13 protein-coding genes are annotated in these 15,768 nt (G+C 50.5%); 2 read left to right on the forward strand and 11 right to left on the reverse strand.

Going from position 1 to position 15,768, the window contains the following annotated elements:
- Positions 1 to 22: 22 nt before the first annotated feature.
- The 7 genes from HDCHBGLK_RS03345 to xylB (HDCHBGLK_RS03375) all read right to left on the reverse strand — a co-directional run bounded on the left by HDCHBGLK_RS03345 (position 23) and on the right by xylB (HDCHBGLK_RS03375) (position 8,239).
- Positions 23 to 796, reverse strand: coding sequence for a DeoR/GlpR family DNA-binding transcription regulator (locus tag HDCHBGLK_RS03345; protein ID WP_004607506.1), 774 nt, complete (start codon positions 794 to 796; stop codon positions 23 to 25).
- A 34-nt stretch (positions 797 to 830) separates the two neighbouring features.
- On the reverse strand, positions 831 to 1,505 hold the full coding sequence (locus HDCHBGLK_RS03350) for a class II aldolase/adducin family protein (protein ID WP_004607505.1): 675 nt from the start codon (positions 1,503 to 1,505) through the stop codon (positions 831 to 833).
- Positions 1,506 to 1,806: 301 nt separating this feature from the next.
- Positions 1,807 to 3,345, reverse strand: coding sequence for an FGGY-family carbohydrate kinase (locus HDCHBGLK_RS03355; RefSeq protein ID WP_004607503.1), 1,539 nt, complete (start codon positions 3,343 to 3,345; stop codon positions 1,807 to 1,809).
- A 126-nt stretch (positions 3,346 to 3,471) separates the two neighbouring features.
- On the reverse strand, positions 3,472 to 4,341 hold the full coding sequence (locus HDCHBGLK_RS03360) for a D-psicose 3-epimerase (protein WP_004607502.1): 870 nt from the start codon (positions 4,339 to 4,341) through the stop codon (positions 3,472 to 3,474).
- A 26-nt stretch (positions 4,342 to 4,367) separates the two neighbouring features.
- Positions 4,368 to 5,765, reverse strand: coding sequence for a rhamnulokinase (gene rhaB, locus HDCHBGLK_RS03365; protein WP_004607501.1), 1,398 nt, complete (start codon positions 5,763 to 5,765; stop codon positions 4,368 to 4,370).
- Between the two features lie 34 nt (positions 5,766 to 5,799).
- Positions 5,800 to 6,687: a D-psicose 3-epimerase gene (locus HDCHBGLK_RS03370; RefSeq protein ID WP_004607500.1), complete on the reverse strand. Its 888-nt coding sequence runs from the start codon at positions 6,685 to 6,687 to the stop codon at positions 5,800 to 5,802.
- 34 nt (positions 6,688 to 6,721) lie between these two features.
- Positions 6,722 to 8,239, reverse strand: a complete 1,518-nt coding sequence (gene xylB / locus HDCHBGLK_RS03375) for a xylulokinase (protein ID WP_004607499.1) — start codon at positions 8,237 to 8,239, stop codon at positions 6,722 to 6,724.
- Positions 8,240 to 8,426: 187 nt separating this feature from the next.
- Here xylB (HDCHBGLK_RS03375) and HDCHBGLK_RS03380 point away from each other — a divergent pair, with 187 nt between their 5' ends.
- Both HDCHBGLK_RS03380 and HDCHBGLK_RS03385 read left to right on the forward strand, forming a co-directional pair.
- Entirely contained in the window at positions 8,427 to 9,173 is a 747-nt protein-coding gene (locus HDCHBGLK_RS03380; protein WP_009248256.1) for a DeoR/GlpR family DNA-binding transcription regulator, read from the forward strand.
- A gap of 43 nt (positions 9,174 to 9,216) precedes the next feature.
- Positions 9,217 to 9,894: a fructose-6-phosphate aldolase gene (locus tag HDCHBGLK_RS03385; RefSeq protein WP_004607497.1), complete on the forward strand. Its 678-nt coding sequence runs from the start codon at positions 9,217 to 9,219 to the stop codon at positions 9,892 to 9,894.
- Here the strand turns inward: HDCHBGLK_RS03385 and HDCHBGLK_RS03390 are convergent.
- The 4 genes from HDCHBGLK_RS03390 to xylB (HDCHBGLK_RS03405) are packed head-to-tail and all read right to left on the reverse strand — an operon-like array spanning position 9,889 to position 15,714.
- Positions 9,889 to 10,917 (reverse strand): GntR family transcriptional regulator, encoded by a 1,029-nt coding sequence (locus HDCHBGLK_RS03390; protein ID WP_004607496.1) that lies wholly within the window; start codon positions 10,915 to 10,917, stop codon positions 9,889 to 9,891. The genes HDCHBGLK_RS03385 and HDCHBGLK_RS03390 overlap by 6 nt on opposite strands.
- 34 nt (positions 10,918 to 10,951) lie before the next feature.
- Positions 10,952 to 13,336, reverse strand: coding sequence for a pyruvate formate lyase family protein (locus HDCHBGLK_RS03395; protein ID WP_004607495.1), 2,385 nt, complete (start codon positions 13,334 to 13,336; stop codon positions 10,952 to 10,954).
- 17 nt (positions 13,337 to 13,353) lie between these two features.
- On the reverse strand, positions 13,354 to 14,220 hold the full coding sequence (locus HDCHBGLK_RS03400) for a glycyl-radical enzyme activating protein (RefSeq protein WP_004607494.1): 867 nt from the start codon (positions 14,218 to 14,220) through the stop codon (positions 13,354 to 13,356).
- Between the two features lie 3 nt (positions 14,221 to 14,223).
- Positions 14,224 to 15,714: a xylulokinase gene (xylB, locus tag HDCHBGLK_RS03405; RefSeq protein ID WP_004607493.1), complete on the reverse strand. Its 1,491-nt coding sequence runs from the start codon at positions 15,712 to 15,714 to the stop codon at positions 14,224 to 14,226.
- Between the last annotated feature and the right edge of the window lie 54 nt (positions 15,715 to 15,768).

Raw genomic sequence — 15,768 nt, forward strand, 5'->3', positions numbered from 1 at the left:
CTCTCCTTTTCTTTGATCCTTTTTATGATTCTTTTCCAGGATAGATGCATTCCACCCTGTACTTCTCAAATTCCTGCATCCACTTGGCTCCCGGCTTCTTATCCGTAACGATCTTGGTAATCTGAGACCAGTCTGCCACCTTGGTAAATGCAGTCTCTCCAAACTTGGTATGGTCCGCGACCAGGATTCTTTCCTTTGCAGACTTAAGCATCATCCGCTTGCTGTTGGCGTCATGCTCATCTGAATCCGTCATCCCTATTTCCAAGTCCAGGCCTTTGCAGGATATGATCGCCTTATCCACATGGTAAGAACGGATCATGGCATCCGTATGAGGACCAACCAAGGCAAAAGACTTCTCCCTGGATATCCCCCCGGTAGAGATGACGTTCCATTCCGGCATATCGAATAGTTCTACGATAATCTCTACTGAATTGGTGATCACCGTAAGCTTCTTCATCTCTTTCAACGCCTTGGCTATGTATACATCCGTGGAACTGGCATCCAGCATCAGCGCTTCGCCGTCTCTTACCATTCCTGCAATCAGCCGGGCTATCTTTTCCTTTTCAACAATCTTCTGATTCTTCCTGATGTTAAATGGAAGATCAAAAATACTGTGCTCATTTAAGACTGCTCCTCCGTAACTTTTGATGACCAGCCCGTCATTCTCCAGTTTTTCCAGATCTCTTCGGATCGTCTCCTCAGACACCTGGTATATCGCGCTCAACTCGCTGACTACGACTCTTTTATCTGCCTGGAGGCGTTCCAATATATCATTCCGCCTTTCTATCGCAAGCATTTCCAACACCTCTCATTTCTCATCCGCCCGCTTTTTAGAGCATGTCTGCCGGATGTCTTCCTGTCAGCCCATACTGGCGTCTCATCCCGTAAAGCCTCTTCACCTGCTCGTCCGTCAGTTCCTTCGGTCCTCCCAGCATCTTCGCCTGATACAAAAGACGCGCATAGAACTCCAGGGACTCCATCTTATGATAGGCTCCCATAAGGGAATCTGCGTAACTTAAAGCGCCGTGGTTTTCAAGCAGTACCGCATCATAGTAAGGGAGGTATTCAGATACCGCATCCGGAATCTCCATGGTAGACGGAGTTCCATACTTCGCAAGCGGAACCGTCCCAAGAGAAAGAACAGCTTCCGGCATAATCGGCTCCGTAAGCGGAAGTCCGCAGACCGCAAATGTGGTAGCGTACATCGGATGGGCATGCACGACCGCCTTTACATCCTCGCGCTCCTTATATACCCGCATATGCATCTTAATCTCGGATGAAGGCTTAAACCCTTCGTTTGCCTCAATCGCATTTCCCTCTGCATCTACCTTGCATATGTATTCCGGCGTCATGAATCCTTTGCTCACTCCGGTAGGCGTGCACAAGAACTCATTTTCGCTAAGTTTCACAGAGAAGTTGCCGTCGTTTGCCGCAACCATGCCGCGATTGTAGACCCTTTTTCCAATCTCGCACATCTCAATCTTGATGTCCATTTCACTCTGCATAACCAAATCCTCCTTATTTATGACTATTTTTGTTTTCTGTCGTTTCTAAGTTGATATTAGCACACAATCCAATATAAATCAACTATTATATGTGTGGTTTCGTGTTGTTTTTCGTTAATTTTGTAACGTATGCAGATTTGTATAAGCCATTGGTCCAGGCATTGCCGAAAAGGCTCTGCATCGTGCATAGATTCTGGATCATTTCCATAAAAAAAATGCTGCCGCAGGATAGCGGAAGACTTGCTTATTGTCATTCCCATATCCTGCGGCAGCGTTTTGCCTTAATTTCTAACTATATCGACTATCTCTGTATCTTCGTCAGTTCCTTCATATCATCCTTCAGATGATTGTAGATGCTCTTGTAGAGTCTGAAGTATTCGTTATATTTCTTGTGGTTTTCTTCGTTTGGCATGATCTTGTCATCCAGAACCTGCCATTTCTTTACCTCTTCATATGTAAGGATGCCGGTTCCGATTCCCGCCAGCATGACATCTCCCATGTTCGCCTCTACATCATAGATTGGGCATACAACAGGATAGCCTGTCACATCCGCGAATATCTGGCGCCATACCTTTGACTTGGTAACGCCTCCGGCGATCAGGATATACTCTCCAAGATCCTCTCCGGTGGCTTCCATCGCATCACGCAGGCAGTATGCCACTGCCTCCAGGAATGCGCGGTAGATGTGTCCCTTCGTATGGGTCAGGGATAATCCCACGATCGTTCCTTTTGCGTCAGAATCCCACACCGGGCTTCTCTCTCCCATGAAATATGGCAGCACTACAAGTCCCTCGCTTCCTGCAGGAATCTCCTCCGCCTGGCCGTTCAGCACGTCATAGACGCTCGGCCCGCCGTTCTTCTGGTTCTCAATCTCCCACTGGCACAGCGTGTTGCGGAACCATTTGATAATGGCGCCTGCCGTATTGCCTCCCGCAAAGTAGTAGGAAAGGTTCTTGGCATCATACAGGTATGGCCATATGATCAATCCTTTTCCCTTTACCGGCTTGTCTGAGATCAGCGCCGCGCACATGGATGTACCGATCGCAGCCGCATAGACTCCGGCATCAAACACGCCAAGGCCGATGTTGGCTGCTCCGCAGTCGATACCGCTGGCGATGACCGGAAGGCCTTCCCATAATCCCAGTTCTTCTGCCATCTCTTTCTTGATTCCGCCGACAATGTCCGTGGACTCCACAATCCTCTGCGGCATCATGGAACTTGGGATTCCCATGGCATCCAGCAGTTCTTCGGACCATGTGCGGGTATTCATATCGAAGATTCCGCCGATATTTCCCGCAGACGAGTAGTCGATGGCGATCTCTCCTGTAAGTTTATAGATTACATAATCATTTGGAGGAAGGAAGAGTTTCGTCTTCGCCCAGTTCTCCGGCTCGTGGTTCTTCATCCACAGAATCTTCGTATATCCATAGTATGGGTCAGCTCCGTTGTGGGTGATCTCAAGAAGTTTCTCCTCGCCGATGTTCTGAAGCACCCAGTCCGTCTCTTCCTGCGCGCGCCTGTCCATCCAGATCATGCATGGACGGATCGGCTTCATCTCCTCATCCAGCGGAATGCCGGAACCTCCGTACAGGCCGCTGATGGCGATTCCTTTAATGTCTTCTTTGGCTACTCCGAGCTCATTCACTGCCTTCTCCACCGTCTTTCTGATGGACTCTTTTGTAGCCTCATACCAGACATCCGGCCACTGTTCTGCCCAGAGCGGCTTTGGCGTCAGCACGTCATACTCCTCCAGATCCTGTGAGATCAATTTCCCTTCTGTGTTCATCAGTATCGTCTTTGTCCCTGATGTTCCAATGTCCGTTCCCAGTAAATACTTCATTCTTTCTCCTCCTTACGCCTCGCCTATTTATATAAAATAATTTTATAAAATATATTTATATAATAAAGTGAAATCCCTTGATTGTCAATCATATTTACTGTTTCTGTTACATTTATTTTCCGGTTCTTACTTCCATTCAAGCATGTATCTCTGGAACTCTACCGCGCGCCTTGCATCCTCATCCAGCCGGTCCTCTCCCGCGCCCTTGCTGATGTCTCTCCAGACCTTGATATCAGAGCCTACCTGTCCGCCCATGCGTACAAATGGCTCCATAACCACGGTTCCGTCATACTCAATCTCGCGCAAGGCATCCCCGATCTCCCTCCATGGGGTGCGGCCCTTTCCGGGTACCATGCGGTTGCACTCGCCGGTGTGGAAGTGTCCAAGAAGTTTCCCGGCATGGCGGATCGCGTCGCCAATGCTCGATTCCTCGATGTTCATATGGAACGTATCCAGCATGACTTTCACATTATCCATGCCTACTTCCGTCACGAACTTCACGCCTTCTTCCGAAGTATTTAAGATATGGCTCTCAAAGCGGTTCAGGACTTCCATTCCCAGATTGATGCCATACTGGCTGGCGATGGGCGCCAGAATCTGCATTCCCTCCACGCTGTGCTTCCAGTCCTCTTCCTTATTGGCTGTGGCAAAGTCCACCGGCCAGTATGAATAAAGCGCTCCGCCAATCAGATGAATATCAAGGCCTGCCATCACCTCGAACAGGCGTTTATACCATTGAAGCGCCTCTTCCCTGATCTTCGGATCTGAGGAACCCATATTATGATTGAAGGCGGGACCATATCCCGCGGTCAGCTGGATACCGTTATCATCGGCGCATTTTTTCAGTTCCTTTACCTCCTGCGCAGAATAGTCCGGCAGTGGCGCCGCGCCAACCTCCAGTATATCGAATCCAAGCTTTGCCGCCTTCTCTACATACCGCTTGTAATCTGCTGCCCATTCCTGTTCCCAGTACGCGTAATAAATACCATGCTTCATATCATATCCTCCTATCTTCCTTCTTTTTAATATACCTTAATGTCAAATGAATCGTATATCATCTGCCTTGCTTCTTCCTTGCTTTTAAACTCGCCGCTGTGTATCATCTGCGCAGCCAGATTGCCGATGGCCGTGCCTTCCGTCGGTCCTACATGGACTTCCTTCTTCGTGGCCCTGGCCGTCAGCTCGTTGAGGTATTCGGCATTGCCTCCGCCTCCTACGATGTGGATTCTGCTGTAGGTCCTTCCGGTGGATTTCTCAATCCCCTTGATGGTCCGGTCATAGCATTCCGCCAGGCTTGCGTATACGCAGGTTGCAATCTCTCCCAGCGTCTCCGGGACCTTCTGCCCAGTCCTTCTGCAATAATCCTTGATCTCCTCTATCATATTCTCCGGCGCCATGAAGCAGTTATCCGTCACATCCACGCGGGATGGAAAGTCGCTTTCCCTGGCCGCCTGGGCACAGATCTCGGCAAAGCTGTACTTGTCATCCAGATTGTGCCTTACCGACTGGATCATCCACAATCCCATGATATTACGCAGATAGCAGATCTTGGAACCATACCCGCCTTCATTGGTGAAACTGTTGATTCGACTTAATTCCGAACAGTCCGGCGTATCCCGCTCCACTCCCAGCAGGGACCATGTGCCGGAACTGATGAATACATAGTCGTCATCATTGGCCGGAACCGCAAGAATTGCAGACCCTGTATCATGGGTGCATGGCAGCACCACATCCATATTGAATCCAAACTCCTCGACCAGTTCCTCTCTCAGGCTCCCCAGACTCTCTCCGGGCATAGCGATTCTCTGGAACATCTCTTTATTGAATCCCAGACGGTCGATCAACTCCATATCCCAGGTCTGGCTCGCCGCATTGACCAGCTGGGACGTGGTGGCTTCCGTATACTCGTTCACCTTCTTACCGGTCAGAAGAAAGTGGAAATAATCCGGAACGAACAGAAGGGCTTTCGCCTTCTCCATATCTTCCGGCTGCTGCTTCTTTACCGCCATCAGCTGAAAGATGGTATTGAACATCATCTTCTCGATTCCCGTCCGCTCATACAATTCCATTTCCGGGAGCCTGCGGTATACTTCCTCATCCATGCCATCCGTCCGGCTGTCCCTGTAGCCTACCATGTCCCCGATCACCTGGTCATTCTCATCCAGCAGGACATAGTCCACGCCCCAGGTGTCGATTCCCATGCTCGACGGGATCTTCCCGATCTCTTTACACTTCTTTATTCCATTTTTAATGTTTTCGAACAGCCCTTTATAATCCCAGCAAAGGCGGCCGTCCTTTTTGGTCATTCCATTTTCAAACCGATAGATCTCTTCCAGTACGATCTTTCCATTCTCTACGCTTCCTAAGATATGACGTCCGCTGGAAGCTCCGATATCCACTGCTAAATAATATGCTGACATATTCTTCTCCTGTTATCTCTGACTGGTTGACTGGTTACGCTATGCCATAGTGCTTCCGGATCATATCCTTTTCAAAATTCAGAAGGAAGCGCGCCTCCTCATCCAGCACTTCTTCTGAAGGATCTTCCACCAGATCTCTCCATACCTTGATGTCTCTTGCGACTTCCCCGCCCATCTGGACGAACGGCTCTGACACGATCCTTCCCTGATAATCGATATCATGGAGCGCTCCAAATATTTCATCCCAGTCGAGGTGCCCCTTCCCCGGAACGACCCGGTTGTTCTCTCCAGTGTGGAAGTTCTTCAGATATCCGCCTACAGATCGGATGGCGTCTCCTATAGAGCCTTCCTCGATGTTCATATGATAGGTATCCAGCAGGATTCCGATCTTATCACTGTCAATCTGCTTCACGTACTCGATGGCTTCCTTTGCCGTATTCATCACGATGCCCTCAAACCGGTTCACGACCTCCACGCAGTAAGTCACGTCATAATCTTCTGCCGTCTTAATGACCTGGCGGACGCTTTCGATGCTGTGCTCCACGATCTCGCTTTTGTCATCCACGATATAGTCCGGGCTTCCCCAGCCGGCATAGTTGACTCCGGAAAGCAGTTTTCCTTCCATGTATCCAATCCGCTCCACGATCCGCTTCAGATATTCGATTCCGCCTTCCCTGACTTTTGCATCCGGGCTTGCGACATCGTACTTAGGATTCAGCCCAAGGCTGTAGGTCAGTTCGATTCCATTGTCCTTTGCCGCCTGCCTGACCTCATCCATCCTGCTCTTATCCATCTCCAGAAGCGCCTGGGCCTGGAATTCCAGAATATCAAATCCAAGGCCGGATACCTTTTTAATATACTTGACATGATCTGCATCCCAGTTCTTAACCCAGAAATTCATAAATATTCCTATTCTGTTCATTTTATTTCCTCCTACTTTTCATTGCTTGCTTCTATTACAGGCTGCTATCCAGCCTATAGTACTCTTTCAGACACCGGTATCCTTGCTCGAACAGCTTCTTCTGTCTTTTATATACCTGGCTGTTTCCCCCGTCCGGGCAGAAGTCGTCTTCCTTCTTAACAAACTGGTGTATGACCGAAAAGTCTTTGAACACGCCCACTCCCACGCCTGCGATAACCGCCGCCGCGATGGATGTGGCGGTCTCCACATGATCCAGCCGGTGAAGCCGGACCCCCAGCACATCCGACAGGATCTGGGCTGATGCGTCTCCTCTGGCTCCGCCTCCGGTCAGCACCAGTTCCGTAATCTCTCTTTTCTCCCTCTGGGCGCTCAGGATAACATCCAGATTCATTGCAACGCCTTCCAGCACCGCCCGGACATAATCACATTTTTCATGCTCCATGCGAATTCCGAGGAAGCTTCCCGAAGTCTCCGGATTCCATCTCGGACTCCTTTCCCCCAGCATATAGGGAAGGAATATCAGTCCTTTGGCTCCTGCCGGAGACTTCCTCACGAGCCTGTCCATCTTCTCGTACACAGAAGTCCCTTCCTGCCTCGCAAGTTCTTCTTCATCCTGGCAAAGCGCCTTTTTTATGTAGGAATAGGAACTGCCTGCCGCCTGCATGGTTCCGCAGGGCATATATTTCCCCGGGATGACATGGCCGAAGCAGATCAGCGTCTTCTCCTTATCCAGGAACACCTCGTCCGATGTCCCCGCAATCCACGCGGAAGTGCCATAAGACAAAAACATCTGGCCCTCCTCAATGCTTCCGGCGCCCAGGGCGGAACACGGGCCGTCTCCGCCGCCGCATACCACCGCCGTCTCTTCCGTAAGCCCCAAGGCTTTCGCCGCGTCAGGAAGCAAGGTCCCGATCACATCTGTGGATGCGTGCAGTTCGGGCATTTTTTCGGGGCTTATGCCTGCCGCGTCCAGTATTTCCCCGGACCATTTAAGTCTCTTTAAGTCAAATGCGTCCGTCCCGGACGCTTCCGAATAATCCGTCACAAATCTCCCGGTCAGGCGGCAGATGATGTAGTCCTTTGCCAGCATCATCTTATAGGTCTTTCCATATATATCCGGTTCATTGTCCCTGATCCACATCAGTTTCTCAATGCTATAGCTGGCGCTGGGACGGTGGCCGTTCAACTCATACATCCGGTCGAATCCCACTCGTTCTACCAGCTGCTCCATTTGTTCCTCCGCCCTTTGATCCGCCCAGATCATAGCCGGACGCAGCGCTTCCCCGTTTTCATTCACCGCAATGCATGCCTGCATCTGGGAGGAAAAGGAAATACCCAGCACATTTTCCGGAGAGATGTCCTCAATAATCTTCCTGGTTGCCGTGCAGACCGCCTCCCACCAGTCTTCCGGATTCTGCTGCGCGCAGTTCTTTTGAAAGAAATGCACCTCATACGGCACCGTGTAACTCTTTACCAATTCTCCTGTCGTCGAAAACAAAGATGCCTTATTGCTTGAAGTGCCCAAATCATGGGCTATCAGATATTTCTCCACGTCTTCTCAACCTTTCTTTCACGTCTTCCGTAACTACATCCGATTATACCATACAGCATTCATTTTGTAAACTTAAGAAAGCATAAATCTTTCGTACGAAACTAATTCACTTGACATAGCACAACTTATATGATAGTATACAGATGAATCAATTCCACGATACTTAAAACGGTTAGGAGGAATGGCTATGAAAGAACGGCACGCAGCCCTTCTAGACTATGTAATGCGGAACGGGAAAACAGAAGTCAATACGCTTGCCGAGTTTCTCCAGACTTCGAAAGTAACCGTGCGCAAGGATCTGGATTATCTGTCTGAGCGCGGGCTTCTGAAGCGGGAGCGCGGCTATGCCGTGCCCAATGACCCCAGCGACATCTATTACAGGATGTCCCTGCACTATGAGACCAAGCAGCGAATCGCCCGCAAAGCCGCTACTTACGTTCAAGACGGCGAGACGCTGATCATCGAATCCGGGTCCACCTGCACCTTGTTCGCATACGAGTTGGCGAAGATCCGGCAGAATATCACCATTATCACGAACTCCATGTACCTGGCCAGCTATGTCAAGGATCATACCAATATCCAGATCATCCTGCTTGGAGGTATGCTCCAGCCTTACGGCCAGTCCCTGATAGGGCCGCTGACCAAAGAAGCGGTCAAGGCCTTCCATGTTGACAAGATCTTTACCGGAACAGATGGCTATTCCCGCACTTTTGGATTTACCGGGGACGATCTGTCCCGCTCCGATACCCTGAACGCCATGACGGATTGCGCCGACCACACTTATGTGCTTGCCGGCTCGGAGAAATTCACCCGCCCCGGCTCCGTCTCCTTCGTCGCCCTGAAGGATGTGCACGAAGTCATTACCGACGACGGCATCCCGGCGGAAGAAAAGGACTATCTGACCAAGCAGGGAATTATCGTAACCATCGCCTGATGGCGCAGTAAAATAGATTTTATTTATTCACAAGGAGGTTCTTATGAAATATTTTTTAGATACAGCCAATCTTCAGGACATCAGATACTACTGCGATGTCTTCCCAATAGCGGGCGTAACATCCAACCCTTCCATCGTAAAGAAGGAAGGAAAGATAGACTTTTTTGCCCATATGAAAGAGATCCGTTCCATCATCGGAATTGACAGGCCGCTTCACATCCAAGTGACCGCGCCGGATACAGAAGGAATGCTGGGAGACGCTGACACCCTGCTTACCAAAATCGACCCCGAGGTATACGTCAAAGTTCCTGTTACAATGGAAGGCATCAAGGCTATCAAGCAGATGAAGTCCAGAGGCATCCACGTAACGGGTACCGCGATCTATGGCAAGCAGCAAGGGTTCCTGGCCATGGAGGCCGGAGCGGACTATATCGCGCCTTATTTTAACCGCATGGAGAATATGGGGCTGGATTCCGACGATGTCATCGCATCCCTTGCCGATATGATCGACCTGTATCATTATGACACCCAGATTCTTGCCGCAAGTTTCAAGAATGCCGGGCAGATTGACCGCGCTTTCCTTGCGGGGGCGCACACGGCTACCATGGATCCAGCCATCCTCAAGGATGTCCTCACCCAGCCTTATATCACCAATGCTGTAGACACATTCGATTCCGATTGGAAGTCAGTCTTCGCAGAGAAGACCATATCCGAATTATAAAAGATGCTGCAGCAGGATTCCTTCTATCTGGTATACCTTTGCGTTCCACTTCTCCTCCTGCGTGCACTGGCTCTTAAGGCAGGAAAATATCTGCTCTACCGTGCCGCTTAAGTTCTGCTTATACATCAGCAAGTCTCTGCCGGTATTTCCCGCAATCTCATCCACCGTCGCGATCATGATATCCGCATCCATGTTCTCTGCCGCCTTGCAGGCAATCTCGCCGCAGTCCCTGTCGCTGCAGATCACGGCTGCGTTCTTATCCTGTCCATGCCGCTTCAGCAGTTCTTCTACCATCTTTCTACCCTTCTGGGTGTCCTTCCAGGGAATCTTAAGTAACATCTCCCCATCTCCCCCATTCTCAAGATAGGCTTCTTCACGGGCATTGATACTGTAGGCATTCTCAAGATCCCATCCTATATATCCGATCCGTTCATATCCCCGCCTCTTCAGTTCCCCATATAAGGCCCGGATTGCCAGGGCATTGTCAAGGGTCACGCAGTCTGCGTAAGGAATCGCCTTATCCGAGTCAAAGAATACCATATTCATGCCAAGGGCCCGAAGCCGCCTTAACTTCTCCACATCCACCGGAAGGTCCTCCAGCCAGACGACCGCATTGCGCAGCCCCCGTTTGTACAGCCGATAGAGACAGTTTTCCAGTTCTTCCAGACGCGGCTTCTCCACATACAAAAGGAGCGCATCCTGTGTCTCTGCATAATTCTGGAAGCGGGCGATGAACTCGGCAAAAAATGGGTTCCTGGCAGGCGCGATCAAAACGATCATATCCAATTTGCTCTTATTTCCGCGATTGCGCAGGGTAACCGTGGTCCCTCGTCCCACCTGCCGCACGATCAGTCCGTCATCCTCCAATATTTCCAAAGATTTGCGCACCGTCACGCGGCTGACTTCCAGCATCTCTTCCAATTCCCTCTCCGGAGGCAGTTTATCTGCGTCGCTGTAATGCCCTTTAAAGATCTCGTCACATATCCTGTTTTTTACAATCTCATACAAGTTTTCATTTCCCATGCCATGCTCCGTCTCTTATCCCGTCTTCTGCGCCTTACATGCTGGTAGATTCCATATCCAGCCGCTTAATGATGTCTTCCTGGATATCCGGCGACAGGTCCAGGAAGTTGACGAACGTGCCGTGAATCCTCATAATATACACTCCGCTGGGCGCGTATTTCTTCGGATCAGCCAGCACCTTGCGAAGCATCTCCGGCGTCGTCACATTGACATACAGATAGAACGGGGAGATTCCCTCCTTCTTCGGATTATAGAATAGCGGTCCGATAATCTTATTCTTAAACTCCAATCCCTTCTCTTCGTAGGAAGACGTCTTAAAATAATTGGGATTGATTCCCAGATGGGACGCGCAGCCGCCATTCATCTTCTCAAACGGAAGCTTCATGTTGGACATGATCCGAAAGCCCAGTCCAGAGTGCGCCTCTCCATACAGCGGATCGATTCCGTATCCCAGCTGCTCCCTTGCCATTCTTCCATCCGGCGTGGCCCCTACCCAATAGCCATACAGAAGATGGGTGGATGGGGATGCCCAGTCTGCCCGGAATGGATTGCCAAGGTAGTTCTTCTTGGAAGACACCATATCGCTGACTCTTGCTGCGATTTCAGCTGCTTCGTCATCCACGTTCGCGGTATTGTTGCCATATTTCTCGGCTTTCATCAGATACTGGCGCATCTGCTGGTCATGCTCGAAATTATCCCGGAGGGCCTCAAGCATCCGGCCTGCGTCTTTTGGCCGTTCCTCAAGCAGCCTGTCGATCGCCGCAAAGGAGTCCGCCACTACGGACAGCCCGTGAATCAGGCAGCCGCTTCCATTGTATTTTGTCCCCTGGTTCCTGGTATCCCTTGTGTCAATTCCCGTCTCGATGCCTCCCATAAGCGCAGACAGGAACGGAACCTGAAGGAGGGAGATGGCTTCTGACGCGGCATTAGCGCACTCCACCATCTGATCTACATATTCTTCCAGATTCTGATAGAAGGTGGAGCGGATATTCTTAAGCACATCCACTTCCTCCTTATATCCGTTTTCCTCGTTGCTTTTGCCGAACTTCCTGCCGGAGATCGTAGAAACTCCGCCATTCAAAGACAGTTCCAGAACCTTCGCCATATTCAGCCAGCTGTTGGTCGTATTGCCGTTGTCCTTCCCCATGATCAGAGGCTCCTGGCAGCCTGCCACAGAATAGTCCTCTAGATCCTCCGGCTCCACATGATTCTTCTCCTTCAGGATCTCGAACACGGAGTCATCATTAAAGAAGGAGGGGGTAAGGCATCCCGGCGTGAAGAGGAATCTTCCCAGACTCTCGTACAGTTCATCCGGAGTATCCTTATGAAGCTTCACAGACAGGATCGGCTGTGGCAGGTTCATATCATAATAAGCATCCAGAAGCGCATAGGAGGTGGGGTTGGTCATATCCTCTCCTGTGTTGGATTTTCCGCCGATGATCAGATCCTGGGAGATCGCCCAGCTTCTGTCAGCTACATTGTAGAACACCAGCAGATGCTTCAAAAGCGCGGCTGTCATATCCCGCCCGGTATCTTCCGCCTGACGGTATGGTTCGAAGATGCGGTCCGCGTTTCCCACGGAAAATGCATATGGATTAGGGGTCTGTTCCAGGCACATTACCTGCCACATCAAAATGAATGACTGGATGGCCTCATACAAGTTTGAAGCGCCTTGTCTTGGAACCTTCCCCAAGGCGTCCGCCATAACTTCGAACCGCTCTTTTACTGCTCCTTCAGACTTGGCTGCCTTCTCCCTTGCCAGTTCTTCATATCTGCCCGCAATCACCAGCACTGCATCCAGGGCTATATCCATAGCGTCATAGTAATCCTTCTTATCCGCATCTGCCTCTGCAGCCTTATGGCGCCTGATCTGCTCTTTCAGCCCGTCTACGCCGATCTTAAGCACCGGCCGCATGTCCGGGATCAGATGGCCGGTTACCTGTTCGATAAAGAATATGGCCTCGCTGGTATTCTCCCCCGCAATGTCATATGCTTTGCACAGCGCTTTTGCAAAATCCGTGTTCATATTATATTCCTTCAGGTCATCAATCCGTTCCTGGGTGATGTCCCCCATCGGGTCAATGTCTCCGAACACGGCAACCGGATCGCAGTATCCCGTAAAGGAGTCTACAGAAAACGCAGGGTTGATCAGTGCATATGATCTTGCAAATGCGTCGTCCTGCGTTCCGGCAAATACGTGATAGTCGCCAATCCACAGCGGAATCTTCTTCGCCACTTCCACCAGCGTTTTGGAAATGCGTATGCAGTCTTTCTCATCCTTGAACTGCTCGTCGCATTCCCGCATGATCTCCTTAGCCAAGAACCAGCCTTCCAGATGATCCGTTGCTCTTTCTTCCTGGAATCTCTCTTTTGCCAGCTGCGTAATCTCCTGCGCGTTTAATACTTCTTCGATTCTCATATCACTCTTCCTTTCCCTTAAGTCCTTCTGTAGCGGACGCCCGACTCTTCCATTGCCTTCCGGAATCTCCTGACCGACGCTTCATCCACATGGGCTTCGTCCGTCATCTTATATTCCCATCCGCACTGATGCCATTTCTTTTTGCCAAATTCGTGATAGGACAGGACTTCAAAAGTCACGTTATCTCCTTTAATCTCCCGGAAGAAATCAAGAAACTGCTCCCGTTCCAACTCGCTGTCATTGAAACCTCCGATCAGCGGAACCCGGACATGGAGTCCTGGATGCTCTTTTGCTGCCCGGCGGATATTCTCCATGATCCTCTCGTTTGATATGCCGGTATATCTTTGATGCTTGGAGGCATCACAATGCTTGCAGTCCATAATCAACTGGCCTATATAGGGAAATAGTTCCGGAAGCCTCGGGTGTGTGCCATTCGTCTCAATCGCGGTATGGATGTCCTTTTCCTTCAATCCCTTCAAGGCGTCTGTCAGTTCTTGAAATTGCACGGTGGCCTCGCCTCCCGTAAAGGTGACGCCGCCCCCGTCATAGAACATCATCTCATTTGCGCATGCTTCCCCAATGACCTCTTCTACCGTCTCCTCTTTATACGACAGGTACATTCCTTTGGTATCGTGCTGCCGGATGCATTCTTTTCCTTCGCAGCTATCGCAAATGGCCCTGTCTACCTTGTGCTCGCGGATTGCGTGATGGGGGCAGATGGATGGAAGAAGCCACTCTTCGTCCGCCACGATCACGCCCTCCATCTTCATGCCCTCTGGATTCGAGCACCACGGGCAATTCATGTTACAGCCTTGGAGATGGTAGACCAGGCGATTCCCATCTCCGTCCTGAGAATAATTAAAACCTTTCTGGAATATCTTCATCTTCTACCCTTTCAAATGGAACAAATCCTGATTGTGGCGGTACAGTTCCCGATATACCGCGAATTGCTCTTCGTAATACTTCTGGTTCTCGCGGATGGGGGATACTGCCTCGTCCTTCATATGTACCAGTTTCGCGCAGGCCTCTTCATAGTCTTTATATTCTCCGCACGCTACCGCAGCCGTGATGGCAGCGCCGATCCCCGCCTGCTCGCTTCCCTGGTTGGTATATATGTCACAGTCGAAGATATCCGCCTGCATCTGCAGAAAGAGCGGCCCTCTTGCGCCGCCTCCGGAGGCAATAATCTTGTGATACTCAATGCCAAGTCCTTTAAATATCTCGATGGAAGAGCGAAGGCCAAACACAATACCCTCCATCGTGCTGCGTATCATATGGGCCCTTGTATGCTTCAAGGTCATTCCGAAATAAATCCCCTTTGCGTCCGGGTCATTGTATGGCGTCCTCTCTCCGCTCAGATACGGAAGGAACACCATACCCTCACTCCCAGCCGGAACCGTGGCCGCCAGCGCCGTCATCTCATCGAAGGCGCCCACATCCAGGATCTGATTCATCAGCCACTTCATGGCAACCCCGCCGCTAAGATGGGCACCCATCAGCATCCACAGATCCTTCTTCACATGGCAGAACGTATTGGTGCGGAACTCTTTGTCGTATACCGGCTCATGGAATCCCCCTGATAGCTGGCAGGCCGTTCCGATATTGGCCGCCAGGGTTCCCGGCGCAATGATGCCATTGCCTACGCCCTGCATCAGCGTATCTCCTCCCCCGTACGCAATCTTGATTCCGGCCCTTAGCCCGGTGTCGGCCGCGCAGTCTTCTGTCACTTCCCCCGCAATCTCGGAAGACTCCCGGCATTCAGAGAATATCTCTTTCCTGATTCCAAGCTTCTCGATTAATTCCCAGGCCCATTGCCGATTACGGGTATCAAAGATGGCTCCGCTGGATGCATCCGACATATCCGTCCCAAGTTCCCCGCACATCCGGTAGCGGATATAATCCTTCGGAAACATGACCGTATGGATTTTTTCATAATTCTCAGGCTCATGCTCCTTCACCCACATCAGCGAGGAGATCAAAAATCCCGTGCTCAGAGAATTCAAGGCCACGCTCCGGTACGCATCCTTCCCCACAGTCTGATAGATCTTCTCAATCTCTTCCGCCGACCTCTGATCCGCCCATATGATGGCATTGCGGATCAGTCTTCCATCCTTATCCACCATGACCAGCCCATGCATCTGCCCTGAGTAACTGATTCCCTGAATCTTCGCAGATTCTTCCGGATACCTCTTTACGATATCCGCGATCGTCCTCCTTGCAGCCGCCCAAAGTTCCTCCATGTTCTGTTCCGCATGCTTAAGGCTGCTTTTTATAATATCATATCCGATCTGCGAGGTACCGGCAATGTTTCCCCTGGCATCCATAAGCAGCGATTTTACACTGGAAGTCCCAATATCTATTCCTAAATAATAATTCATAAACCGTACGCCTCCTTTTAATTGGTATTATATATCAATACCAATTTGCCGTCA

Source organism: [Clostridium] scindens ATCC 35704 (assembly GCF_004295125.1).
Classification (GTDB): Bacteria; Bacillota; Clostridia; order Lachnospirales; family Lachnospiraceae; genus Clostridium_AP; species Clostridium_AP scindens.